The organism is Pseudomonas sp. P110(2024) (assembly GCF_057480795.1).
In genome coordinates this window covers 307,702-328,646 of the sequence record NZ_JBLIYT010000008.1, presented here as the reverse complement: position 1 = coordinate 328,646, position 20,945 = coordinate 307,702, and the positions used below count along the sequence as shown (strand labels likewise).

The 20,945-nt window shown below is 64.4% G+C and carries 22 protein-coding genes; 11 read left to right on the top strand and 11 right to left on the bottom strand.

Annotation, left to right across the window (positions count from 1 at the left end; all coding sequences use genetic code 11):
* Positions 1-360 precede the first annotated feature (360 nt).
* Positions 361-1,560, bottom strand: coding sequence for a tyrosine--tRNA ligase (tyrS, locus tag AC25ND_RS15360; RefSeq protein ID WP_028688997.1), 1,200 nt, complete (start codon positions 1,558-1,560; stop codon positions 361-363).
* Positions 1,561-1,773: 213 nt separating this feature from the next.
* On the opposite strand from tyrS, the gene AC25ND_RS15355 reads away from it, so the two are divergent.
* Both AC25ND_RS15355 and AC25ND_RS15350 read left to right on the top strand, forming a co-directional pair.
* Positions 1,774-3,189: a peptidoglycan DD-metalloendopeptidase family protein gene (locus AC25ND_RS15355; RefSeq protein WP_062363014.1), complete on the top strand. Its 1,416-nt coding sequence runs from the start codon at positions 1,774-1,776 to the stop codon at positions 3,187-3,189.
* A 1-nt stretch (position 3,190) separates the two neighbouring features.
* A complete protein-coding gene (locus tag AC25ND_RS15350; protein ID WP_207852215.1) occupies positions 3,191-4,282 on the top strand; it encodes an anhydro-N-acetylmuramic acid kinase in 1,092 nt (363 codons plus the stop codon).
* 60 nt (positions 4,283-4,342) lie between these two features.
* Here the strand turns inward: AC25ND_RS15350 and erpA are convergent, their stop codons facing one another.
* Positions 4,343-4,693, bottom strand: coding sequence for an iron-sulfur cluster insertion protein ErpA (gene erpA / locus AC25ND_RS15345; protein WP_028689000.1), 351 nt, complete (start codon positions 4,691-4,693; stop codon positions 4,343-4,345).
* Positions 4,694-4,838: 145 nt separating this feature from the next.
* Positions 4,839-5,873, bottom strand: coding sequence for an N-acetyl-gamma-glutamyl-phosphate reductase (argC, locus tag AC25ND_RS15340; protein ID WP_028689001.1), 1,035 nt, complete (start codon positions 5,871-5,873; stop codon positions 4,839-4,841).
* 140 nt (positions 5,874-6,013) lie between these two features.
* On the opposite strand from argC, the gene hemJ reads away from it, so the two are divergent.
* The 7 genes from hemJ to AC25ND_RS15305 all read left to right on the top strand — a co-directional run bounded on the left by hemJ (position 6,014) and on the right by AC25ND_RS15305 (position 10,853).
* Positions 6,014-6,439 carry a protoporphyrinogen oxidase HemJ gene (gene hemJ / locus AC25ND_RS15335; protein WP_028689002.1) on the top strand — a complete coding sequence of 142 codons (426 nt, stop codon included), beginning with the start codon at positions 6,014-6,016 and terminating at the stop codon, positions 6,437-6,439.
* Positions 6,440-6,469: 30 nt separating this feature from the next.
* A complete protein-coding gene (locus tag AC25ND_RS15330) occupies positions 6,470-7,426 on the top strand; it encodes an NAD(P)H-dependent flavin oxidoreductase (protein ID WP_486976419.1) in 957 nt (318 codons plus the stop codon).
* A gap of 51 nt (positions 7,427-7,477) precedes the next feature.
* Positions 7,478-8,260: an SDR family NAD(P)-dependent oxidoreductase gene (locus AC25ND_RS15325; protein WP_028689004.1), complete on the top strand. Its 783-nt coding sequence runs from the start codon at positions 7,478-7,480 to the stop codon at positions 8,258-8,260.
* Between the two features lie 64 nt (positions 8,261-8,324).
* On the top strand, positions 8,325-8,663 hold the full coding sequence (locus tag AC25ND_RS15320) for a histidine triad nucleotide-binding protein (protein ID WP_028689005.1): 339 nt from the start codon (positions 8,325-8,327) through the stop codon (positions 8,661-8,663).
* Positions 8,664-8,729: 66 nt separating this feature from the next.
* A complete protein-coding gene (gene coq7 / locus AC25ND_RS15315; protein WP_062363008.1) occupies positions 8,730-9,377 on the top strand; it encodes a 2-polyprenyl-3-methyl-6-methoxy-1,4-benzoquinone monooxygenase in 648 nt (215 codons plus the stop codon).
* A gap of 10 nt (positions 9,378-9,387) precedes the next feature.
* Positions 9,388-10,425: a DUF2157 domain-containing protein gene (locus AC25ND_RS15310; protein WP_186594662.1), complete on the top strand. Its 1,038-nt coding sequence runs from the start codon at positions 9,388-9,390 to the stop codon at positions 10,423-10,425.
* A 2-nt stretch (positions 10,426-10,427) separates the two neighbouring features.
* Positions 10,428-10,853, top strand: coding sequence for a hypothetical protein (locus AC25ND_RS15305; RefSeq protein ID WP_069016575.1), 426 nt, complete (start codon positions 10,428-10,430; stop codon positions 10,851-10,853).
* A gap of 20 nt (positions 10,854-10,873) precedes the next feature.
* Here AC25ND_RS15305 and AC25ND_RS15300 read toward each other — a convergent pair whose 3' ends face one another.
* Positions 10,874-11,296, bottom strand: a complete 423-nt coding sequence (locus AC25ND_RS15300; RefSeq protein ID WP_028689009.1) for an OsmC family protein — start codon at positions 11,294-11,296, stop codon at positions 10,874-10,876.
* 189 nt (positions 11,297-11,485) lie between these two features.
* Here AC25ND_RS15300 and crp point away from each other — a divergent pair, with 189 nt between their 5' ends.
* Positions 11,486-12,130 (top strand): cAMP-activated global transcriptional regulator CRP, encoded by a 645-nt coding sequence (gene crp / locus AC25ND_RS15295; RefSeq protein WP_028689010.1) that lies wholly within the window; start codon positions 11,486-11,488, stop codon positions 12,128-12,130.
* Between the two features lie 137 nt (positions 12,131-12,267).
* On the opposite strand, the gene AC25ND_RS15290 is transcribed toward crp, so the two are convergent.
* The 4 genes from AC25ND_RS15290 to AC25ND_RS15275 all read right to left on the bottom strand — a co-directional run bounded on the left by AC25ND_RS15290 (position 12,268) and on the right by AC25ND_RS15275 (position 15,582).
* A complete protein-coding gene (locus AC25ND_RS15290) occupies positions 12,268-12,972 on the bottom strand; it encodes a lipoate--protein ligase family protein (RefSeq protein WP_186594663.1) in 705 nt (234 codons plus the stop codon).
* A gap of 127 nt (positions 12,973-13,099) precedes the next feature.
* Complete coding sequence (gene trpC / locus AC25ND_RS15285; protein WP_050703531.1) at positions 13,100-13,933, bottom strand: indole-3-glycerol phosphate synthase TrpC; 834 nt, start codon at positions 13,931-13,933, stop codon at positions 13,100-13,102.
* Positions 13,930-14,979 (bottom strand): anthranilate phosphoribosyltransferase, encoded by a 1,050-nt coding sequence (trpD, locus tag AC25ND_RS15280; protein ID WP_028689013.1) that lies wholly within the window; start codon positions 14,977-14,979, stop codon positions 13,930-13,932. The genes trpC and trpD overlap by 4 nt, the downstream gene beginning before the upstream one ends.
* A 9-nt stretch (positions 14,980-14,988) precedes the next feature.
* A complete protein-coding gene (locus AC25ND_RS15275) occupies positions 14,989-15,582 on the bottom strand; it encodes an aminodeoxychorismate/anthranilate synthase component II (RefSeq protein WP_028689014.1) in 594 nt (197 codons plus the stop codon).
* A 377-nt stretch (positions 15,583-15,959) separates the two neighbouring features.
* Here AC25ND_RS15275 and estP point away from each other — a divergent pair, with 377 nt between their 5' ends.
* The gene (gene estP, locus AC25ND_RS15270; RefSeq protein ID WP_486976418.1) at positions 15,960-17,864 is read left to right on the top strand and encodes an esterase EstP; all 1,905 of its coding nucleotides are present in this window, start codon (positions 15,960-15,962) and stop codon (positions 17,862-17,864) included.
* Positions 17,865-17,896: 32 nt separating this feature from the next.
* Here estP and trpE read toward each other — a convergent pair whose 3' ends face one another.
* The 3 genes from trpE to rpe all read right to left on the bottom strand — a co-directional run bounded on the left by trpE (position 17,897) and on the right by rpe (position 20,936).
* On the bottom strand, positions 17,897-19,375 hold the full coding sequence (trpE, locus tag AC25ND_RS15265; RefSeq protein WP_028689016.1) for an anthranilate synthase component I: 1,479 nt from the start codon (positions 19,373-19,375) through the stop codon (positions 17,897-17,899).
* A 71-nt stretch (positions 19,376-19,446) separates the two neighbouring features.
* Entirely contained in the window at positions 19,447-20,265 is an 819-nt protein-coding gene (locus AC25ND_RS15260) for a phosphoglycolate phosphatase (protein ID WP_069016572.1), read from the bottom strand.
* Complete coding sequence (rpe, locus tag AC25ND_RS15255) at positions 20,262-20,936, bottom strand: ribulose-phosphate 3-epimerase (RefSeq protein WP_028689018.1); 675 nt, start codon at positions 20,934-20,936, stop codon at positions 20,262-20,264. Before rpe ends, AC25ND_RS15260 begins: the two co-directional genes overlap by 4 nt.
* Positions 20,937-20,945: the final 9 nt, after the last annotated feature.

Sequence of the window (20,945 nt, the reverse complement as noted above, 5' to 3'; positions counted from 1 at the left end):
TAACGAAGAACTCGTTTCACTTCAAACACTTGACTCGCTGCGATCTCTCGTAGCGGGAGGCGAATCATACAGCGTTACAACCTGCTGTCAACTGCCTTTCTCACCGCTGCCGATCGTTAGACCGAAGCACCTCCGATACCACCTGAAACATTCAACCTATTGATTAACAAGAAGTTTTTCGTTTCGACTACGTCGGAAGTGGGGCGCATTATAAGGGGATCTGAAAGCCCGTCAACCGTTAATTTCATAAAAATCAAAAAGATCGCCTCAGAAGCCCTGGTACCTATATAAGCAGCCCCAATACAAAAGCGGGGAGGCCTACCGGCCTCCCCGCTTCTATATAGCTACACCACCGCGCCATCACTCAGCCTTGAGGCTGACCCGGGCAAACGCCTTTTTGCCCGCCTGGCACACATGGGTCGCACCAATCACGAACATGAAATCACGGTCGACCACCGCGCCATCCACCTTGACCGCACCAGCGCCGAGCAGATCCCGCGCCTGCGCCGAGTTCTTCACCAGGCCCGCCCGGTTCAGCACGGCGGCGATCGGCAGATCTTCAGCGGCGACCACTTCGATCTCCGGCAGGTCCTCCGGCAACTCGCCTTCCTTCATGCGATTGCCCGCGGCACGGTGCGCATTGGCCGCAGCCTCTTCACCATGGAAGCGGGCCACAATCTCCTCGGCCAGCTTGATCTTGATGTCGCGCGGGTTGGCGCCATTTTCTACATCCGCTCTGAACTGATCGATCTCTTCCATCGAACGGAAGCTCAACAGCTCGAAGTAACGCCACATCAAGGTGTCAGGAATCGACACAAGCTTGCTGTACATCACCCCGGGTGCTTCCTGGATACCGACATAATTGCCCAGCGACTTGGACATCTTCTTAACGCCATCCAGCCCTTCGAGCAGCGGCATGGTGACGATGTTCTGCGCCTCCTGACCGTAGGCGCGTTGCAGCTCGCGCCCCATCAGCAAGTTGAACTTCTGGTCGGTGCCACCTAGCTCGACATCGGCCTGCAAGGCGACGGAGTCGTAACCCTGCACCAGCGGATAGAGGAACTCATGGATCGCGATCGGCTGGTTGGTGGTGTAGCGCTTGTCGAAGTCGTCGCGCTCGAGCATGCGCGCCACGGTGTACTGCGAGGCCAGGCGAATGAAGTCGGCAGGCGTGAGCTTGTCCATCCAGGTGGAGTTGAACGCCACCTCGGTCTTGGCCGGATCGAGGATCTTGAACACCTGCTGTTTGTAGGTCTCGGCGTTGTCCAGCACCTGCTCGCGGGTCAGCGGCGGACGGGTGGCACTCTTGCCGCTCGGGTCACCAATCATGCCGGTGAAGTCGCCGATCAGGAAGATGACCTGATGCCCCAGCTCCTGGAACTGGCGCAGCTTGTTGATCAGCACCGTGTGGCCCAGGTGCAGGTCGGGCGCGGTTGGATCGAAGCCCGCCTTGATGCGCAGCGGTTGGCCGCGCTTGAGCTTCTCCACCAGTTCCGATTCGACCAGTACCTCTTCCGCACCGCGCTTGATAAGCGCCAGCTGCTCTTCAACCGACTTCATAGACAGACCCGCAACGCTAGGATTCAAGGGGAGCCAACCATACAAGATCGGCCATCAAATACAAGTTTCGCAAAGGATTGTGACCCGAACGGCGCACCGCAACGTCTACGCGCCCTTGCGTGAGAATGGATTTGGTTATATTTTATACAGTTATTTCATCTTCATCATGTCATTCATCTTTTCCATTTCACCTTTTTCAAAGTCACCTTATCTATGACCAACGAAACGCCTAAAGCGCCCCCGCTTTATCCGAAAAGCCATCTGTTGGCCGCCAGCGGCATTGCCGCCCTCCTCAGCCTGGCCTTGCTGGTCTTCCCTTCCAGCGAAGTGGAAGCCAAGAAAACCACCCTCAGCCTGGAGCTCGAGAGCCCGACAGAACAGCTCAAGGACGAATCCCGCGGCGCCTCCCTCGTAGAGGCCGGACAGAGCAGCGACTCGCCATTCGCCCAGATCGACGGCGCCGAGCCCGAGACCGCCAAGGCTGAACCGGCGCCGGCCCCTGCCTCCAAACCAGAAGAGAAGGCGCCAGGCCACCGTGAAGTGGTGGTCAGCCGCGGTGATACGCTTTCGACCCTGTTCAACAAGGTCGGCCTGCCGGCCAACGTCGTGCACGACGTGCTGGCGAGCAGCAAGCAGGCCAAGCAGTTCAGCCAGCTCAAGCACGGCCAGGTGCTGCAGTTCGAACTGGACAAGGATGGACAGCTGACCAGCCTGCACAGCAAGGTCAGCAATCTCGAGACCATCCGCCTGAACAAGACCGACAAGGGCTTCGCCTTCGAGCGCGAGATCAGCAAGCCGGTGGTCCGCACCGCCTACGCCCATGGCGTGATCAAGAGCTCGTTGTCCGCCTCCGCGCAGCGCGCTGGCCTGTCCCACAGCATGACCATGGACATGGCGCGCATCCTCGGCTACGACATCGACTTCGCCCAGGACATCCGTCCTGGCGACGAATTCGACGTGGTCTACGAGCAGAAGATGATGGACGGCAAGGTGGTCGGTACCGGCAATATCCTCTCCGCCCGCTTCACCAACCGCGGCAAGACCTACACCGCCGTGCGCTACACCAACAAGCAAGGCAACACCAACTACTACACCGCCGACGGCAACAGCCTGCGCAAGGCGTTCATCCGCACCCCGGTGGACTTTGCTCGCATCAGCTCGCGCTTCTCGGCAGGGCGCAAGCACCCGATTCTCAACAAGATCCGTGCGCACAAGGGCGTCGACTACGCCGCACCGCGCGGCACGCCGATCAAGGCCGCCGGCGACGGTCGCATCGAGCTGGCCGGCCGCCGCGGCGGCTACGGCAACACCGTGATCATCGCCCACGGCAATTCCTACAAGACGCTCTACGGCCACATGCAGGGTTTCGCCAAGGGCATCAAGACCGGCTCCAGCGTCAAGCAGGGACAGATCATCGGCTATATCGGCACCACCGGCCTGTCGACCGGCCCACACCTACACTACGAGTTCCAGGTCAACGGTGTCCACGTCGACCCGCTGAGCCAGAAGGTGCCGATGGCCGACCCGATCGCCAAGGCCGAGCGCCAACGCTTCAACCAGCAGAGCCAGCCCCTGATCGCCCGCATGGATCAGGAAAAGGCCACCCTGCTCGCCGCCAACAAGCGCTGACATGGCGCTCTACCTGGGGGTGATGTCCGGCACCAGCCTTGATGGCCTGGACATCGCCCTGATCGAACAAGACGAGCAGCTGCGGCTGCTCGCCACCCATTACATCCCCATGCCCGTCGACCTGCGCCAGGACCTGCTCGGCCTCTGCGCCAGCGGCCCCGACGAGATCGCCCGCGCGGCCCTGGCGGAAAACCGCTGGGCCACCCTGGCGGCCCAAGGCATCAATCACCTGCTGGCCGCCGAGGGCCTGGCCCCCGACGCCATTCGCGCCATCGGCAGCCACGGCCAGACGGTTCGCCATGAGCCGGCCCGTGGTTTTACCGTGCAGATCGGCAACCCGGCCCTGCTGGCCGAGCTCACTGGCATCTGCGTGGTGGGTGACTTCCGGCGCCGCGACATGGCGGCGGGTGGCCAGGGCGCACCGTTGGTGCCAGCGTTTCACGAAGCCCTGTTCAGCCATCTCGGCCAGCGCCTGGCGATCCTCAACGTGGGGGGCTTCAGCAACCTGAGCCTGATCGAGCACGACCAGCCGGTACATGGCTTCGACTGCGGCCCGGGCAATGTGCTGCTGGATGCCTGGATCGAACGCAAGCAGGGTCAAGCGTTCGATGCCGACGGTGCCTGGGCGGCCAGCGGTAGCGTCCGCCAGGACCTGCTGAGCGCCCTGCTGAGCGACCCGTTCTTCGCCGGCAGCGGCCCGAAGAGCACCGGGCGCGAGGTATTCAACCTGCCCTGGCTGGACGCCCATTTGGCGCGCCTGCCGGCGTACCGTGACGAAGATGTCCAGGCCACCCTGCTGGAGCTGACGGCGCGCAGCATCATCGACTCGCTGCGCCAGGCCCAGGACGACACCGAGGCCCTGCTGGTCTGCGGCGGGGGCGCGCGCAACGGTGCCTTGATGGCGCGCCTGGCAACCCTGCTGCCGGCTGCCGAGGTCGCCAGCACCGCCGCACATGGTGTGGACCCCGACTGGGTCGAGGCCATGGCCTTCGCCTGGCTGGCCCATTGCTGCCTGGAGAATATCCCGGCCAATCGTCCCAGCGTGACCGCCGCCCGCGGCCTGCGCATCCTCGGCGCGATCTACCCCGCCTGAACAACCGGCAGAATGCAAAACGCCGCGCAATTGCGCGGCGTTTTCACAGCAGGGTCCAGATCAGATCGAGAACGACGAACCGCAACCGCAGGTGGTGGTGGCATTCGGGTTCTTGATCACGAAGCGCGAACCTTCCAGGCCTTCCTGGTAGTCGACTTCGGCACCGGCCAGGTACTGGAAGCTCATCGGATCGACGACCAGGGCGACACCTTCACGCTCGACGATGGTGTCGTCATCGGCCACCTCCTCATCGAAGGTGAAGCCGTACTGGAAGCCCGAGCAGCCGCCGCCCGTCACGAACACACGCAGCTTCAGCCGGTCGTTGCCCTCTTCGCTGACCAAGGTCTTGACCTTGTGCGCAGCCCCGGGGGTGAATTCCAAAGCCGTGGGGGTGAAGGTTTCGACACTCATGTTGATTCTCCCGGCGCAGTGCCGCCATAAAACTCGATGGCGCGTATTATCCGCTTGTCCGAGAAAATCGGTCAAGAATTGTGCGGCTTTAGTCGCCCCCATGAAAAAGGCCCGCGCGAGGCGGGCCCATGCAACGACTGGCCGCTTACGGCAGCAGGCCGGCGTGGGACAGGCCCATGCGCTCGTCGAGCCCGAACAGGATGTTGAGGTTCTGCACTGCCTGGCCCGACGCGCCCTTGACCAGGTTGTCGATTACCGACAGCACCACCACCAGGTCACCGCCCTGAGGCCGGTGCACGGCGATGCGGCAGACGTTGGCACCGCGCACGCTGCGAGTTTCCGGATGGCTGCCGGCCGGCATCACGTCGACGAACGGTTCATTGGCGTAGCGTTTCTCGAACAGTGCCTGCAGGTCGACCGAGGTATCGGCGACCGTCGCGTACAGGGTGGCATGGATGCCGCGGATCATCGGGGTCAGGTGCGGCACGAAGGTCAGGCCAATGTCCTTGCCTGCCGCCTGGCGCAGGCCCTGGCTGATCTCCGGAAGGTGACGGTGGCCCTTGACCGCGTAGGCCTTCATGCTCTCCCCGGCCTCGCAGAACAGCGAACCTACAGCGGCGCCACGACCGGCTCCACTGACGCCCGACTTGCAGTCGGCGATCAGCCGCGACGGGTCGGCCAGACCGGCTTCCAGCAGCGGCAGCAAGCCCAGCTGGGTGGCGGTCGGGTAGCAACCCGGCACGGCGATCAGGCGCGCCTGGCGGATCTTCTCGCGGTTGACCTCGGGCAGGCCGTAGACGGCGTCCTTGAGCAGCTCGGGCGCGCCATGGGGCTGGCCGTACCACTTGCCCCATTCGGCGGCGTCCTGCAGGCGGAAGTCGGCGGAAAGGTCGATGACCTTGGTGCCGGCCGCCAGTAGCTCGCCGGCCAGGGCGTGGGCAACGCCGTGGGGCGTGGCGAAGAACACCACGTCGCAGGCCGCCAGGGCCTTGCTGTCCGGCACGCTGAACGCCAGGCCGTCGTAGTGGCCACGCAGGTTCGGGTACATGTCGGCAACCGCCACGCCCGCCTCGGATCGCGAAGTGATGACCGCCACTTCGGCCTGTGGGTGCTGCGCTAGCAGACGCAGCAGTTCGACACCGGTGTAACCCGTGCCGCCGACGATACCGACCTTGATCATGACGCTTGCCCCTTATCAACGAGACCACTGGAAAGCGCACGATGATAGGTGCCAAGGGCGCCTGTAACAACTCTTGGGATGACCCTTCGGGCCCTTGGCCTCTACTATCTGACGACCGTGAAAACCTGAAGGAACTCCCCATGCTCTATCTATGGATCAAGGCGCTGCATATCGTCAGTGTGGTCTGCTGGTTCGCCGGCCTGTTCTATCTGCCACGCCTGTTCGTCTATCACGCCCAGAGCCAGGACAGCATCAGCCTCGAGCGCTTCATCACCATGGAGCGCAAGCTGTACCGGGGCATCATGAACCCGGCGATGATCGCCACCTACGTGTTCGGCGGCTGGATGCTGTACTTGAATCCCGGCTGGCTGAGCCAGGGCTGGCTGCATGCCAAGCTCACCCTGGTGGCCCTGCTCACTGTCTACCATCACATGTGCGGCGCCCAGCGCAAACGCTTCGCCGCCGGCACCAACACCCGCAGCCATGTGTACTACCGCTGGTTCAACGAAGCACCGGTGCTGATGTTGCTGGGCGTCGTAATTCTCGTGGTGGTCAAGCCGTTCTGACGATATCAACCCGCCTACAGGAGTTTCGCCATGTCCCTGCCCGCCTCGCTCGAACACTGTTTGCGCTTGCCCCTGGTGGCGGCGCCTATGTTCCTGATCTCCAATCCCCGGCTGGTGCTCGCCTGCTGCGCCAATGGCGTGGTGGGCAGCTTCCCGGCCCTGAACCAGCGTGACAGCGCAGGGTTCAAGGCCTGGCTGGATGAGATCGAGGCCGGGCTGGCCAAGCTGCAGGCGCCCGCACCCTACGCGGTCAATTTGATCGTGCACCCGACCAATCCGCGCCTGCAGGCCGATCTGGCCCTGTGCGTGGAACATCGGGTGCCCATCGTCATCACCAGCCTCGGCGCGGTGAAGGAGGTGGTCGATGCAGTGCACAGCTATGGTGGCCTGGTGTTCCATGACGTGACCACCCGTCGTCACGCCGAGAGGGCCGCCGAGGCCGGTGTCGACGGGCTAATCGCCGTGGCGGCGGGTGCCGGCGGCCATGCAGGGACCTGGAGTCCGTTCGCCCTGGTCGCGGAGATCCGCCAGTTCTTCGACAAGACCCTGCTGCTGGCCGGCTGCCTGAACCATGGCCATGAACTGCTGGCCGCGCAATTGCTGGGGGCCGACCTCGGCTACATGGGCACCCGCTTCATCGCCACCCACGAGAGCCAGGCCCAGGACGCCTACAAGCAGATGATCCTGGGCGCCGGGGCCGCCGATATCGTGCATACCCCGGCGGTGTCCGGCATCCCCGCCAGCTTCCTGCGCCAGAGCCTGGAGCAGGCCGGCTACGACCTGGCGGCGCTGAAGAGCGGCCATGACGCCGGCAAGCTCAAGCCACTGGATGACGAGGCCAAGGCCTGGAAGACAGTCTGGTCGGCCGGCCAGGGTGTCGGCGAGATCCACGACCTACCCAGCGTCGGCGAGCTGATCGGGCGCCTGCAGGACGAATACCGGGCCGCCCTGGCGCGCAGCCAGCAGCTGCGCAGCAACGCCTTGTAGCAAATTGGCCAGGCTGTACACTAGGCGCCCCTTACACCCCAGGAGCCTTGCATGACCCGTTACGCCATGATCACCGGAGCTTCCAGCGGCCTGGGCCTGGCCCTGGCGGAAGCCCTGGCACGGCGCGGGCGCAACCTGATCCTGGTGGCGCGCCAGCGCGAGACGCTGGAGCCGGTGGCCATCGAGCTCACCCAACGCTTTGGCGTGGAAGTGCTGTTTCGTGCCTGCGATCTCAGCCAGCCTCTGCGCCTGTCGGGCTTCGTCCTCGAGCTGGAGGAAGGCGAGCGGCGCATCGACCTGCTGGTGAATTGTGCGGGGCAGCGCACCTACGGGCCGTTCCTGGCCCATGAATGGGCCGATGAACAGGACCTGTTGGAGGTCAATATCCTCGCCCTGAGCCGCCTGTGCCACGCCATCGGCAACCTGATGGCGATCCAGGGCGGCGGGCAGATCCTCAACGTCGCGGGGCTGGCCGGAGTCGCACCGGGCCCGTGGATGGCCGCCTACGCGGCGAGCAAGGCCTATGTGCTGAGTTTTTCCGAGGCCCTGCGCGAGGAACTGGGGCGCACCGGGATCAAGGTCTCGGTGCTGTGCCCGGGGCCGGTGCGCTCGGCCAGGCGCCGCATCCCACGGCTCGACGGCAACAGCCGCTGCCTGAGCCCCGAGGAGATCGCCCTGGACACCGTCCGCGCCCTGGACCGCAACCGCGCGCTGATCCTGCCCGGCCGGCGCAACCGCTGGCTGGCCTTCGTCCCGCGCCTGCTGCCGCGCTGGCTGACGCGCAAGCTGGCTGGGCTGATCCATCGCCGCTATTGCCCGATCGGCATGGAATAGCCACTGGGCGAGCGGTGCGGGGCTCAGTACACTCATCCCGGACACTCACCATGGAGCAAGTGCTGTGGAGACTATCTTCACCAAGATCATCAACCGGGAGATTCCGGCAAAGATCATCTACGAGGACGACCAGGTTCTGGCCTTCCACGATATCGCCCCCCAAGCGCCAGTGCATTTTCTGGTCATTCCGAAAAAGCCCATCCGTACGCTCAACGACCTGACCGAAGAAGATAAGGGCCTGGCCGGCCACATCCTGTTCACCGCCCAGCGCCTGGCCCGGGAACTCGGCTGCGAAGAGGGCTTCCGCGTGGTGATGAACTGCAACGAGCAGGGCGGCCAGACCGTCTACCACATCCACATGCACGTGCTTGGCCAGCGCCAGATGCACTGGCCGCCGGGCTGATCCAAGGCAAGCCTGCCCAGGGGTATTGAGGTAGACTGTCGGGCATCACTTCAGCGGAGGTGCCCGATGGCTACCGAACGTCACTACTCGCCGCTCGACCGCTTGTTGCTGCAGGCCGATACCGCCATGCGCACCTTGCTGCCCTTCAGCGGCCAACCCGCCCGCCCTTCCCCGGCGATCGTCCAGCCGGACGCCGAACTCGATGAACAACAGACCCGCCATATCGCCGGCCTGATGCGCATCAACCACACAGGCGAAGTCTGTGCCCAGGCGCTGTACCAGGGCCAGGCCCTGACCGCCAAGCTGCCCCAGGTGCGCAAGGCCATGGAGCATGCGGCGGAAGAAGAAATCGACCACCTGGCCTGGTGCGAGCAGCGCATTCGCCAGCTCAACAGCCACCCCAGCGTGCTCAACCCGGTGTTCTACGGCCTGTCGTTCGGCATCGGCGCCCTCGCCGGGCTGGTCAGCGACAAGGTCAGCCTGGGCTTCGTCGCCGCCACCGAGCATCAGGTCTGCAAGCACCTGGACGAACACCTGGAGCAGATCCCCGAGCACGACGGCAAGTCCCGCGCCATCCTCGAACAGATGCGCGTCGACGAGGAGCACCACGCCGAGTCCGCGCTGGAAGCCGGCGGCTACCGTTTCCCGGCCCCCGTGCGCTTCGGCATGAGCCTGCTGGCCAAGGTCATGACCAAGAGCACCTACCGAGTCTGAGACGCGCACCATGGAACGTTTCGACGCCAGGGACCTGGCACGCGCCGTGAGCGCCGGCGTGCTGCAGCCGGGGCAGGACCAGGCCTTGCTGGCCTTCCTGCGCCAGCAGCCGGAAAGCCGTGCCAGCTTTCAGCTGGCCCACGTTGCCTTTTACCTCGGCGCCCTACTGATCATGGGCGCCATGGGCTGGCTGCTCACCGAAGCCTGGATGCGTATCGGCGACGGTGCACTGCTGGCCATCGCCCTGCTCTACATCGGCGGGATCACCCTGTTCGCCCTGTCGCTGCAGCGACGCAACCAGCCTGTCGCGGCCGGCGTGCTGGCCGCCGTGGCGGTCAGCATCGTGCCGCTGGCGGTGTTCGCCATCGAGCGCCTGGCAGGCTGGTGGCCGCTGGACGACGCCCAGGGCGACTACCACCAGTACTACACCTACGTGCAGGGTGGCTGGTTGGCAATGGAGGCGGCGACGGTACTGGCCGGGCTGCTGATGCTTCGCCTGATTCGCTTCCCTTTCATCGTCATGCCAATCGCGGTGGCCCTGTGGTTCATGTCCATGGACCTGAGCGAGTGGTTCCATGGCGACCTGTTCAGCTGGGAGCAACGGCGCACGGTCTCGCTGTGGTTCGGCCTGGGCCTGCTGCTGGTATTCCTGGTGATCGACGGACGCACCCGCCGTGACTATGCCTTCTGGGGCTATCTCGCCGGCCTGGCGGCGTTCTGGGGCGGGCTGACGCTGATGGACAGCGGCAGCGAATGGGGCAAGGCGCTGTACTGCCTGATCAACCTGGGGCTGATGGGCTTGGCCGTCCTGCTGCGCCGCCCGGTGTTCATGGTGTTCGGAGCGATGGGGGTGGCGGCCTACCTGGGGTATCTGTCCTACGAGGTGTTCGCCGATTCCCTGTTGTTCCCGGTCATACTGACCTTGATCGGCCTCAGCGTGATCGGTCTCGGCGTGCTTTACCAGAAGCGACGTGAGGCATTGAGCGAGCAACTGCGGGCACAGCTACCCGAACGCCTGTTGCAGCTGCTGCCGGCATTGCGTCGCTGAACATGGGACGATCGCTCGCCCGGCTGTTGCAGGGCCTTGCCCTGATCCCGGTCGCCTATCTGTTCGTTTGCCTGATGGTCGCCAGTATCGGGCAAAGCACGTTCAGCCTTGAACTGCCGACACTTACCGACCCTGACAGCAACAGCACCGCCGATCTGATGCTCGGCACACTGCCCGCGCAGTTGCTGTTCCTGCTGCTCAGCGTGTTTTTAGCCAGCCGCCAACTGCTGGTCGGCACGTTCGTGCTCGCTGGCACTTTGGCTGCGTGGCTGCAGTGCCAAGTGTTTGCCGAACACTTCGGCACCACCTGGAGCAGCAGCGAAATCCTCATCCTGCTCGGGGTGAATACGCCCTGGCTGGTGCTGGCGCTGATCCCAGGGCTCGCGTTGTTGCTAGGGATCGAACGCCTGCACAAGCATAGCGCCTGACCGGCAGGCGCTGCCTTCGATCAACCGAGTTCGACGATCTCGTAACCGTGCGTGATCTCGACGCCCGCGCGATCCAGCATGATCGAGGCCGAGCAGTACTTCTCCGCCGACAACTCGACCGCACGCTTGACCTGCGCCTCCTTCAACCCGCGGCCCTTGACCACGAAGTTGAGGTGGATCTTGGTAAACACCTTCGGGTCTTCACTGGCGCGTTCGGCTTCCAGGAAGGCCTCGCAGCTTTCCACGGCCTGGCGCGACTTCTTGAGGATGCTGACCACGTCGAAACTGCTGCAGCCACCCAGGCCGAGCAGGAGCATCTCCATCGGGCGCACGCCCAGGTTGCGACCTCCGGCTTCGGGTGGGCCATCCATGACCACGACATGGCCGCTCCCCGACTCGCCGAGGAACATCGCTTCACCGGCCCACTGGATGCGTGCCTTCATCTATCCGGACTCCCGATTTCGTAAAAGGGTGTCAGCTTAGACCTTGCGAGGCTGTCGGAAAAGCTCAAGCCGCGTCGCTTTTGTGCCGATTCAAGTTGAAGTGTCTGATAAGCTGGCGCCAAATGACTGGCGCGTGCTGCCAGGCGCCTCTATAAAAAGCCAATGCGTCGCATCGAACAGGATTTCGTGATGGTCTCCTCAGCCCTGCCACCCAAGATCAAGAACATCGACAAGCTGCTGGCCCACTGCCAACGCCGTCGCTACGCCGCCAAGAGCAACATCATCTGTGCCGGCGACCGGGCCGATACCTTGTCGTTCATCATCAAGGGCTCGGTGACCATCCTGATCGAGGACGACGACGGTCACGAGATGATCATCGCCTACCTCAACAGCGGTGATTTCTTCGGCGAGCTGGGGCTGTTCGAGCCCGCCGGCCAGGAACATCAGCGCAGCGCCTGGGTGCGCGCCAAGACCGAGTGCGAAGTGGCCGAGATCGGCTACGACAAATTCCGTGAACTGGTACGCCTGGAGCCGGAAATACTCTATGCCCTGGGCAGCCAGATGGCCCAGCGCCTGCGCAACACCACCCGCAAGGTTGGCGACCTGGCGTTCTTCGATGTCACCGGCCGGGTCGCCCGCTGCCTGCTCGACCTGTGCAAGCAGCCCGACGCCATGACCCACCCCGACGGCATGCAGATCAAGATCACCCGTCAGGAGATCGGTCGTATCGTCGGTTGTTCACGGGAGATGGTCGGCCGCGTCCTCAAGGACCTCGAGGAGCGCAGCCTGGTGCAGGTCAAGGGTAAAACCATGGTGGTCTACGGCACCCGTTAGGCTCTGTACGAAATGTATCTGCACTCGCCCATACTGCGTTGAAACGGGGCTCGGAATGCTCATGTACTCCAGTACACTCCGCTTCCTCCCCCGTTTCGCCTTGTCTGGCCTTCGCGCAGACACATTTCGTACAGACCCTAGTCCTGTGGCAGTTCCGCCAGTACTTGCTCATAGGCCCGGCTCAGACGCTCGAACCAGGGAGCCGCAGGCGCCACCTCGTGCAAGGCGATATGGCTGTCGGCGCGGCAACGCTGATCCAGATCGCAGCACTCATTAAAGCGGTTGACCGCCGCGACCATCGATTCGCGTTCGTTGTCCAGCAACAGCGCGCCATGCACCAACACCACCGGGCGCTTGCCCCCCAGCCCCTGGCGCCAGCGCTGGGCGGTGCCGACCAGCTTGCGACCATTGAGGTTGACGTTGTAGCGGCCATCGCAGAAGGCGCCGTCAATCTCACCCACCGAGGCGACACCGCCCCATTCGCGAAGGACATTGCACAGCGGCAGGCACAGGCGCTCGTAGGCATTCTCGATGCGGCCCTGGTCGCCCTCGCTGCGCGGGGCCACGTAGACCAGCGCCACATTGACGGTCGCATGGGATTGCGGCACCGGTTCGCCACCGGTTTCGCGCAGCAGCACCGGCCAGCCAGCGATGGCCAGCTCGGCGCAGGCGGCCTCGAAGTTGTCCAGGCGGCTCATGCGCCGGGGCATGACCAGGGCATGGTCGGTCGGACGCCAGAACAGCACGCCACATTCGCGCTCGCCGCGGCAGACGGCGGCCAGCAGGTCCTGTTCGGCATGCAGGCCTTGTTCGACGGTGAGGGCCAGGGGTTGATCGGTCATTGATCTACCTTTGATGTGATGTTCACCAGCCTCATCGCGGGGCAAGCCCGCTCCCACGTTGGGACTGTCTCGCGATGAAGCCCTCGAATACAAAAAAGCCGGCAAACGATGCCGGCTCCCTGTTCGATCAGTCCAGTTGCTGAACGGTCTTCTTCACCTGTTCGGGGAAGAACAACCGCTGCAGCTCCAACCCTGGCTGCTCGGCGCGCATGAACGCCTCGCCGACCAGGAACGAATACACCTCGTTGATTTCCATCAGCTCGACATCGGCACGGTTGAGGATGCCGCTTTCGGTGATGGCCAGGCGATCGCGGGGGATGCGCGGCAGCAAGTCGAGGGTAGTCTCCAGACTGACTTCGAAGGTATGCAGGTTGCGGTTGTTGACCCCGACCAACGGTGTGTCAAGGGTCTTCAACGCACGCTCCAGCTCATCGCCGTCATGTACTTCGACCAGCACGTCGAGACCGACGTCCTTGGCGGTGGCGGCCAGTTCGGCCATCTTCACGTCGTCCAGCGCCGAGACGATCAGCAGCACGCAGTCGGCGCCCAGCGCACGGGCTTCGACGATCTGGTACGGATCGACCATGAAGTCCTTGCGGATCACCGGCAGCGAAACGGCGGCACGCGCCTGCTGCAGGTAGACGTCGGCCCCCTGGAAGTAGTCCACGTCGGTCAGCACCGACAGACAGGTCGCTCCGCCCTTCTCGTAGCTGACGGCAATCTCCGCCGGCACGAAGTTTTCGCGAATCACGCCCTTGCTTGGCGAGGCCTTCTTGATTTCGGCGATTACCGCGGGCTGCTTGCGCGCAGCCTGCTCGATCAGTGCCCTGGCAAAGCCACGGGGCGCATCGGCCGCCTTGGCCAGGCGTTCGAGTTCACCCAGGCTGACCCGCGCGCTGCGCTCGGCTACTTCCTGGAATTTGCGGGCGATGATCCTTTCCAGCACGGTCGGTACGCTCATGCTTCGTTCTCCACCTTGAATACCGCGGTAAAAGCGCCCAGCTCCTGCAGTTTTTCCCAGGCCAACCCGGTGTGCAGCACATCGTGGGCCAGTTCGACACCCTGGGCCAGGGTCATCGCGTGGTCGGCGGCATACAGCGCCGCGCCGGCGTTGAGCACGATCATCTCGGCGGCCTTCTGGCCGTTCTCGGTCTTGCGTCGGCCCAGGGCGTCACGGATCAGTTCCAGCGAAGCCTGCGGCCCCTCGACTGCCAGGCCATGCAAGCTCTGGCTCTTCATGCCGAGGTCTTCGGGCTCGACCCAGTATTCGGTGATCTGGTCATTCTTCAGTTCGGCGACGAAGGTCGGCGCGGCCAGGCTGAACTCGTCCAGGCCGTCCTTCGAATGCACCACCAGCACATGCTTGCTGCCCAGGCGCTGCAGCACCTCGGCCAACGGGCGGCACAGGGCCTGGGTGAAGACCCCGACCACCTGGTGTTTCACGCCGGCCGGATTCGTAAGCGGGCCGAGCATGTTGAACAGGGTACGCAGCCCCAGGTCGCGACGAGGGCCGGCGGCGTGCTTCATTGCACTGTGATGGGTCTGGGCGAACATGAAGCCGATGCCGAGGCTGTCGATGCAGCGGGCGACCTGCACCGGGGTCAGGTTCAGGTAGATACCGGCGGCTTCCAGCAGGTCGGCGCTGCCGCTCTTGCCGGAGACGGCACGGTTGCCATGCTTGGCCACGGTGCAGCCGGCCGCGGCCAGGACAAAGGCCGAAGCAGTCGACACGTTGAAGATGTTGGCGCCATCGCCACCGGTGCCGACGATGTCGACCACGCCGTCGAGGGTCTTCAGCTCGACCTTGTCGGCCAGCTCACGCATCACCGACACCGCACCGACGATTTCGTCGATGCTCTCGCTCTTCATGCGCATGCCCATGAGGAAAGCGCCGATCTGCGCCTCAGTGCACTGGCCAGTCATGATCTGGCGCATGACGTCGCGCATTTCCTCGGTGGACAAATCCAGGTGGCCGACGATACGGCTCAAAGCGGTCTTGATATCCATGATCGGTCCTTAACGGCGTCCGCCGGTCTGCTTGAGGAAATTGGCGAACAGCTCGTGGCCCTGCTCGGTGAGGATAGATTCGGGGTGGAACTGTACCCCTTCGACGTTCAGGGTTTTATGACGCAGGCCCATGATTTCGTCGACAGTGCCATCTTCGTGGGCGGTCCAGGCGGTCACTTCCAGGCAGTCGGGCAGGGTTTCACGCTTGACCACCAGCGAGTGGTAGCGGGTCACGGTGAGCGGGTTGTTCAGGCCGGCGAACACGCCCAGGTCGCGGTGCAGCACCGGGCTGGTCTTGCCATGCATCACCTGGCGGGCACGCACCACGTCACCGCCGAAGGCCTGGCCGATGGACTGGTGGCCCAGGCAGACGCCCAGGATCGGCAGCTTGCCGGCGAAGTGCAGGATGGCCTCGATGGAGACCCCGGCTTCGCTCGGCGTGCACGGCCCCGGGGAGACGACGATGCGCTCGGGGTTAAGGGCTTCGATCTGGGCGATGGTCATTTCGTCATTGCGAATGACCTTGACCTCCGCACCCAGCTCGCCAAGGTACTGCACGACGTTGTAGGTGAAGGAGTCGTAGTTGTCGATCATCAGTAACATCTGCAACGAACCTCTTGAATACTGACTTTTGATTCGAGCCTTCCGCTGCCGCTCATGAATGCGGCCGAGCCCGCACGGGGCGGTTGACGGAACAAGTGGGGAAGGCAAACGGGGACGGGCCGGGCGAACCGGCAGGAGAAAAAGTCAGGCGCGCCAACGCCAACGGGCGACGGCCTTGATAACGCGCATCAAGAGTTTGCTGACGATCAACACAGGGTAGGTCTCGTTCATACGTTCCGGGACAGTAACCTACCGGGGCGGCGGGTGCAATATGCCCCCTAAACACCGGGAAACCATTGCCATGCTGGGCAAAGACCGGCGATTTGCTATGGTCATGCGGCTTGCCTTCATAAAAACAACGAAAAGGATATTCATGCATGCGCAAGACCCCCTTCCTGCACGCCACCCTCGGCATGCTCGCCCTCGCCTGCAGCCAGGCCACCTTGGCCGCGCCCTCCCCCTACGCGTCGCTCATCGTCTTCGGTGACAGCCTCAGCGACGCCGGGCAGTTCCCCGACCTGACCGGCGGCACGCCAGGCATGCGTTTCACCAACCGCGATGCCAATGGCAACTACGCGCCGGTCTCGCCAATGATCCTGGGTGGCAAGCTGGGCTTCTCCGGTACCAGCCTGGGCCCTTCGACGTCGCTGACCAACCAGCTCCAAGGCACGCCGGATGGCAACAACTGGGCCGTGGGCGGCTACACCACGCAGCAGATCCTCGACTCGATCACCGACACCTCGCAAGCCGTCATCCCACCCGGTCGTCTCGGCGCGGGCACGGTGCTGCGCGAGCGTGACGGCTACCTGGCCAACGGCCTGCGGGCCGATCCCAATGCCCTGTACTACCTGACCGGTGGCGGCAACGACTTCCTCCAGGGCCTGGTCAACAGCCCCGCCGACGCGGCCGCCGCCGGTGCCCGTCTGGCGGCCAGCGCGCAGGCGCTGCAACAGGGCGGCGCGCGTTACATCATGGTCTGGCTGCTGCCGGACCTGGGGCAAACGCCGAACTTCAGCGGCACGCCCCAGCAAGGGCCGCTGTCGCAACTGTCCGGCGTGTTCAACCAGTCGCTGGTCAACCGGCTCGGACAGATCGACGCCGAGATCATCCCGCTGAATGTCCCGGCACTGCTGCGGGAGGCCCTGACCAGTCCCGCCCAGTTCGGCCTGGCCGCCGACCAGAACCTGGTCGGCACCTGCTACAGCGGCGACGGCTGCGTGGGCAACCCGGTCTACGGGGCGAACGGCACGACGCCGGACCCGACCCGGCTGCTGTTCAACGACTCGGTGCACCCAACCATCGCCGGCCAGCAACTGATTGCCGACTATGCCTATTCGATCCTCGCCGCGCCCTGGGAGCTGACACTGCTGCCGGAAATCGCCCACGCCAGCATACGCGCCCACCAGGATGAGCTGCGCAATCAGTGGCAGACGCACTGGCAGGCGGTCGGTCAATGGCAGGCGTTCGTCGCCACCGGTGGCCAGGACCTGGACTTCGGCAGCCAGCGCAGCGCCGCCAGTGGCGACGGGCGCGGCTACAACCTGACCCTCGGCGGCAGCTATCGGCTGGATGACGCCTGGCGCGTGGGGCTGGCGGCGGGCGTGTACCGGCAAAAGCTCGAGGCCGGCCAGGAAGATTCCGACTACAAGCTCGACAGCTACCTGGCCAGCGCCTTCGCCCAGCTCCGTCAGGATCGCTGGTGGGCCGACACGGCACTGACCGCCGGGCACCTGGACTATCGCGACCTCAAGCGCACCTTCGCCCTGGGCGTTGGTGAGCGCAGCGAGAAAGGCGACAGCGATGGCGAGGCCTGGGCCGTCACTGGCCGGGTGGGCTACAACCTGGCGGCCGAGAGCAGCCGCTGGCAACTGGCGCCGTTCATCAGCGCCGACTATGCGCGGGTCAAGGTCGATGGATATGAGGAGAAGAGCGGCCGCTCCACGGCGCTCGGTTTCGACGATCAGGAGCGCACGTCACGCCGGCTGGGGGCCGGCCTGCTGGGGAGCGTGCAGCTCCTGCCGACGACCAGGCTGTTTGCCGAGGTGGCCCGCGAGCACGAGTTCGAAGACGACCAGCAGGACTTGCGCATGCACCTGACCAGCCTGCCGGCGAACGACTTCACCTTGACCGGCTATACGCCGCACAGCAACCTGACCCGCGCCAGCCTGGGGCTGACCCATGAGCTGGTGCCGGGGGTGAACCTGCGGGGGAACTACAACTGGCGCAAGAGTGATGAGTTGCGCCAGCAGGGCGTGAGCGTGGCGTTGAGCCTGGACTTCTGAGTTGTCGGGGCCGCGTTGCGGCCCCGATCCATTTACTTGGAGGTCTGCTCGGCCAGCGCCACCGCGCGGAACATCGCCCGGCGCTTGTTGATGGTTTCTTCCCACTCCAGCGCCGGCACCGAGTCGGCGACGATGCCACCACCGGCCTGCACATGCAGTTCGCCGTCCTTGATCACCGCGGTACGGATGGCGATGGCGGTGTCCATGTTGCCGTTCCAGGCAAAGTAGCCCACCGCGCCACCGTAGACGCCGCGCTTGACCGGCTCCAGCTCGTCGATGATCTCCATGGCACGGATCTTCGGCGCGCCGGAAAGGGTACCGGCCGGCAGGATCGCCCGCAGCGCGTCCATGGCCGTCAGCCCCTCATCCAGCTGGCCGGTGACGTTGGACACGATATGCATGACGTTCGAGTAACGCTCGATTACCATTTTCTCGGTCAGGCGCACGCTGCCGGTGGCCGACACACGGCCCACGTCGTTGCGGCCCAAGTCGATGAGCATCAGGTGCTCGGCGATTTCCTTGTCGTCCGACAGCAGGTCGTCTTCCAGCGCCCGGTCGGCTTCTTCGGTGGCCCCGCGCGGGCGGGTGCCGGCGATCGGCCGCACGGTGACCAGGTTGTCCTCGACCCGCACCAGCACTTCTGGCGAGCTGCCGACCACGTGGAAGTCGCCGAAGTTGAAGAAGTACATGTACGGCGTCGGGTTGAAGCAGCGCAGCGCCCGGTACAAGTCGATGGGCGCGGCCTTGAAGTCGATGGACATGCGCTGGGACGGCACCACCTGCATGCAGTCGCCGGCCAGGATGTACTCCTTGATGCGTCCCACGGCATTTTCGTAGTCGGTTTGTGTGTAGCTGGAGCGGAATGCCGGCTCGGCGGCCATCGGCCCGCTCAGGTCCAGGCCGCGGCGCGGGGTGATCGGTTGGCGCAGGGTGTCCAGAAGCCCCTGCAGGCGGGCCTGCCCTTGCTCGAAGGCCTGCGCCTCGGCCGGGTCGACCAGCACGATGGCGTGCATCTTGCCCGCCAAGTTGTCGAAGACCACCACGGCATCGGAGACCATCAACAGGATATCCGGCACCCCCAGCGGATCCGGATTGGGGCTGGCGCCCAGGCGTTTTTCCACATAACGCACGCAGTCGTAGCCGAAATAGCCCACCAGGCCGCCGTTGAAACGTGGCAATCCAGGAATGTCGGCGACCTTGTAGCGATCCTTGAACGCCTCGACGAAGGCCAGCGGATCCTCGACGTCATGGCTTTCCACCTCGACGCCATCCTGCAGGATGCTGACGTGGTAACCGTGCACGCGCAGCACGGTGCGCGACGGCAGGCCGATCATCGAATAGCGGCCCCACTTCTCGCCGCCCTGCACGGACTCGAGCAGGTAGGAGTTGGGTTGGTCGGCCAGCTTCAGGTAGATCGACAGCGGGGTGTCGAAGTCGGCCAGGGTTTCGCAGGCCAGGGGAATGCGGTTGTAGCCGGCAGCGGCCAGGCGCAGGAATTCTTCGCGGGTCATGTGTAGCCTCGGGGCAAGCAGCAATGGGGAGCGGGCAAACGGATGTACCGGCAGGCGCCGGTGGGCAGAAGTCAGGCGCGCCAGCGCCAGCGGGCGAGTGCCTTGATGACTTTCATCCAGAATTTGCCGGTAACCACCACGTTGTTGTCTCTGCTTTGCGGGGCTTGAAGGTCCGCCAACGTTATCCCAGTGTCGGTGACTAAGCAACCGGGCAGCAGCAGGCGCAGGTCGTCGATGACCAGGCTGGGCGACTCGTCGTCGATCGGCCGGCCATGGTTGTAGCCGTAGCTCAGGCCGACACACTGGACGCCGGCGGCCTTGGCGGCCAGCACGTCGCTGCGCGAATCGCCGACGAACAGCGATTGTTCGGCACTGACGCCGGCCATTTTCATGACGAACAGCAGCGCCGCCGGGTCGGGCTTTTTCTGCGCCAGGGTGTCGCCGCCGATGATCCAGCGGAAGTAGCGACCGATCTTCATCTGGTCGAGCAAGGGGGCGACGAAGCGTTCGGGTTTGTTTGTGATCAGCGCCATCTCCACGCCCTGCTTGCGCAGCCAGCGCAGGGTGTCGCGCACGCCGGGGTAGACCACGGTGAGGTCATGGTTGTCGGCATAGGCCTCCATGAACAGCGCCAGCGCGCGCTCGGCCAGCTCGTCGTCCACCGCGGCGTGATCGATATCGCCGGCCAGGGCCCGGCGCACCAGCACCTGGGCACCATTGCCGACCCAGTGGCGCACCGCCTCCAGGCCTGCGGGCGGTCGCCCGAGTTCGAGCAGCGTGCGGTCGACGGCTGCGGCCAGGTCGGGTACCGAATCGATCAGGGTGCCATCCAGATCGAACATCACCAGCCTGGGCAGTGTCCCCGGGAACAGCTGCTCGAAGCCGCTCATGCGCGTGCCAGCGCCATTTCGGCACGCATCTTGTCGATGACTTCCTTGTAGTCCGGGGCGTTGAAGATCGCCGAACCGGCCACGAAGGTGTCAGCGCCGGCGGCGGTGATCTCACGGATGTTGCCCACGTTGACGCCGCCGTCGATCTCCAGGCGGATGTCGCGGCCGCTGGCATCGATCAGGGCGCGGGCCTCGCGCAGCTTGTCGAGGGTGCCGGGGATGAACTTCTGCCCGCCGAAGCCAGGGTTGACGCTCATCAGCAGGACCATGTCGACCTTGTCCATCACGTACTTCAGCGCATCCAGGCCGGTAGCCGGGTTGAACACCAGGCCAGCCTTGCAGCCGCCGTCGCGGATCAGTTGCAGCGAGCGGTCGATGTGCTGGCTGGCTTCCGGGTGGAAGGTGATGTAGGTCGCGCCAGCTTCAATGAAGTCGCCGATGATGCGGTCGACCGGGCTGACCATCAGGTGCACGTCAATCGGCGCGGTCACGCCGTACTTGCGCAGGGCGCTGCAGACCATCGGGCCGATGGTCAGGTTGGGCACGTAGTGGTTGTCCATGACATCGAAGTGGACGATGTCGGCCCCGGCGGCCAGGACCTTGTCGACGTCCTCGCCCAGGCGGGCGAAATCGGCGGACAGAATGGAGGGGGCAATAGCGTAGGGCTGCATGGCGCACCT

What these genes read in the sequence shown, in the direction of transcription:
- tyrS (WP_028688997.1), bottom strand. Translation starts at nt 1,560, where the DNA reads ATGAAGTCGGTTGAAGAGCAGCTGGCGCTTATCAAGCGCGGTGCGGAA.
- AC25ND_RS15355 (WP_062363014.1), top strand. Translation starts at nt 1,774, where the DNA reads ATGACCAACGAAACGCCTAAAGCGCCCCCGCTTTATCCGAAAAGCCAT.
- AC25ND_RS15350 (WP_207852215.1), top strand. Translation starts at nt 3,191, where the DNA reads ATGGCGCTCTACCTGGGGGTGATGTCCGGCACCAGCCTTGATGGCCTG.
- erpA (WP_028689000.1), bottom strand. Translation starts at nt 4,693, where the DNA reads ATGAGTGTCGAAACCTTCACCCCCACGGCTTTGGAATTCACCCCCGGG.
- argC (WP_028689001.1), bottom strand. Translation starts at nt 5,873, where the DNA reads ATGATCAAGGTCGGTATCGTCGGCGGCACGGGTTACACCGGTGTCGAA.
- hemJ (WP_028689002.1), top strand. Translation starts at nt 6,014, where the DNA reads ATGCTCTATCTATGGATCAAGGCGCTGCATATCGTCAGTGTGGTCTGC.
- AC25ND_RS15330 (WP_486976419.1), top strand. Translation starts at nt 6,470, where the DNA reads ATGTCCCTGCCCGCCTCGCTCGAACACTGTTTGCGCTTGCCCCTGGTG.
- AC25ND_RS15325 (WP_028689004.1), top strand. Translation starts at nt 7,478, where the DNA reads ATGACCCGTTACGCCATGATCACCGGAGCTTCCAGCGGCCTGGGCCTG.
- coq7 (WP_062363008.1), top strand. Translation starts at nt 8,730, where the DNA reads ATGGCTACCGAACGTCACTACTCGCCGCTCGACCGCTTGTTGCTGCAG.
- AC25ND_RS15310 (WP_186594662.1), top strand. Translation starts at nt 9,388, where the DNA reads ATGGAACGTTTCGACGCCAGGGACCTGGCACGCGCCGTGAGCGCCGGC.
- AC25ND_RS15305 (WP_069016575.1), top strand. Translation starts at nt 10,428, where the DNA reads ATGGGACGATCGCTCGCCCGGCTGTTGCAGGGCCTTGCCCTGATCCCG.
- AC25ND_RS15300 (WP_028689009.1), bottom strand. Translation starts at nt 11,296, where the DNA reads ATGAAGGCACGCATCCAGTGGGCCGGTGAAGCGATGTTCCTCGGCGAG.
- crp (WP_028689010.1), top strand. Translation starts at nt 11,486, where the DNA reads ATGGTCTCCTCAGCCCTGCCACCCAAGATCAAGAACATCGACAAGCTG.
- AC25ND_RS15290 (WP_186594663.1), bottom strand. Translation starts at nt 12,972, where the DNA reads ATGACCGATCAACCCCTGGCCCTCACCGTCGAACAAGGCCTGCATGCC.
- trpC (WP_050703531.1), bottom strand. Translation starts at nt 13,933, where the DNA reads ATGAGCGTACCGACCGTGCTGGAAAGGATCATCGCCCGCAAATTCCAG.
- trpD (WP_028689013.1), bottom strand. Translation starts at nt 14,979, where the DNA reads ATGGATATCAAGACCGCTTTGAGCCGTATCGTCGGCCACCTGGATTTG.
- AC25ND_RS15275 (WP_028689014.1), bottom strand. Translation starts at nt 15,582, where the DNA reads ATGTTACTGATGATCGACAACTACGACTCCTTCACCTACAACGTCGTG.
- estP (WP_486976418.1), top strand. Translation starts at nt 15,960, where the DNA reads ATGCGCAAGACCCCCTTCCTGCACGCCACCCTCGGCATGCTCGCCCTC.
- trpE (WP_028689016.1), bottom strand. Translation starts at nt 19,375, where the DNA reads ATGACCCGCGAAGAATTCCTGCGCCTGGCCGCTGCCGGCTACAACCGC.
- AC25ND_RS15260 (WP_069016572.1), bottom strand. Translation starts at nt 20,265, where the DNA reads ATGAGCGGCTTCGAGCAGCTGTTCCCGGGGACACTGCCCAGGCTGGTG.
- rpe (WP_028689018.1), bottom strand. Translation starts at nt 20,936, where the DNA reads ATGCAGCCCTACGCTATTGCCCCCTCCATTCTGTCCGCCGATTTCGCC.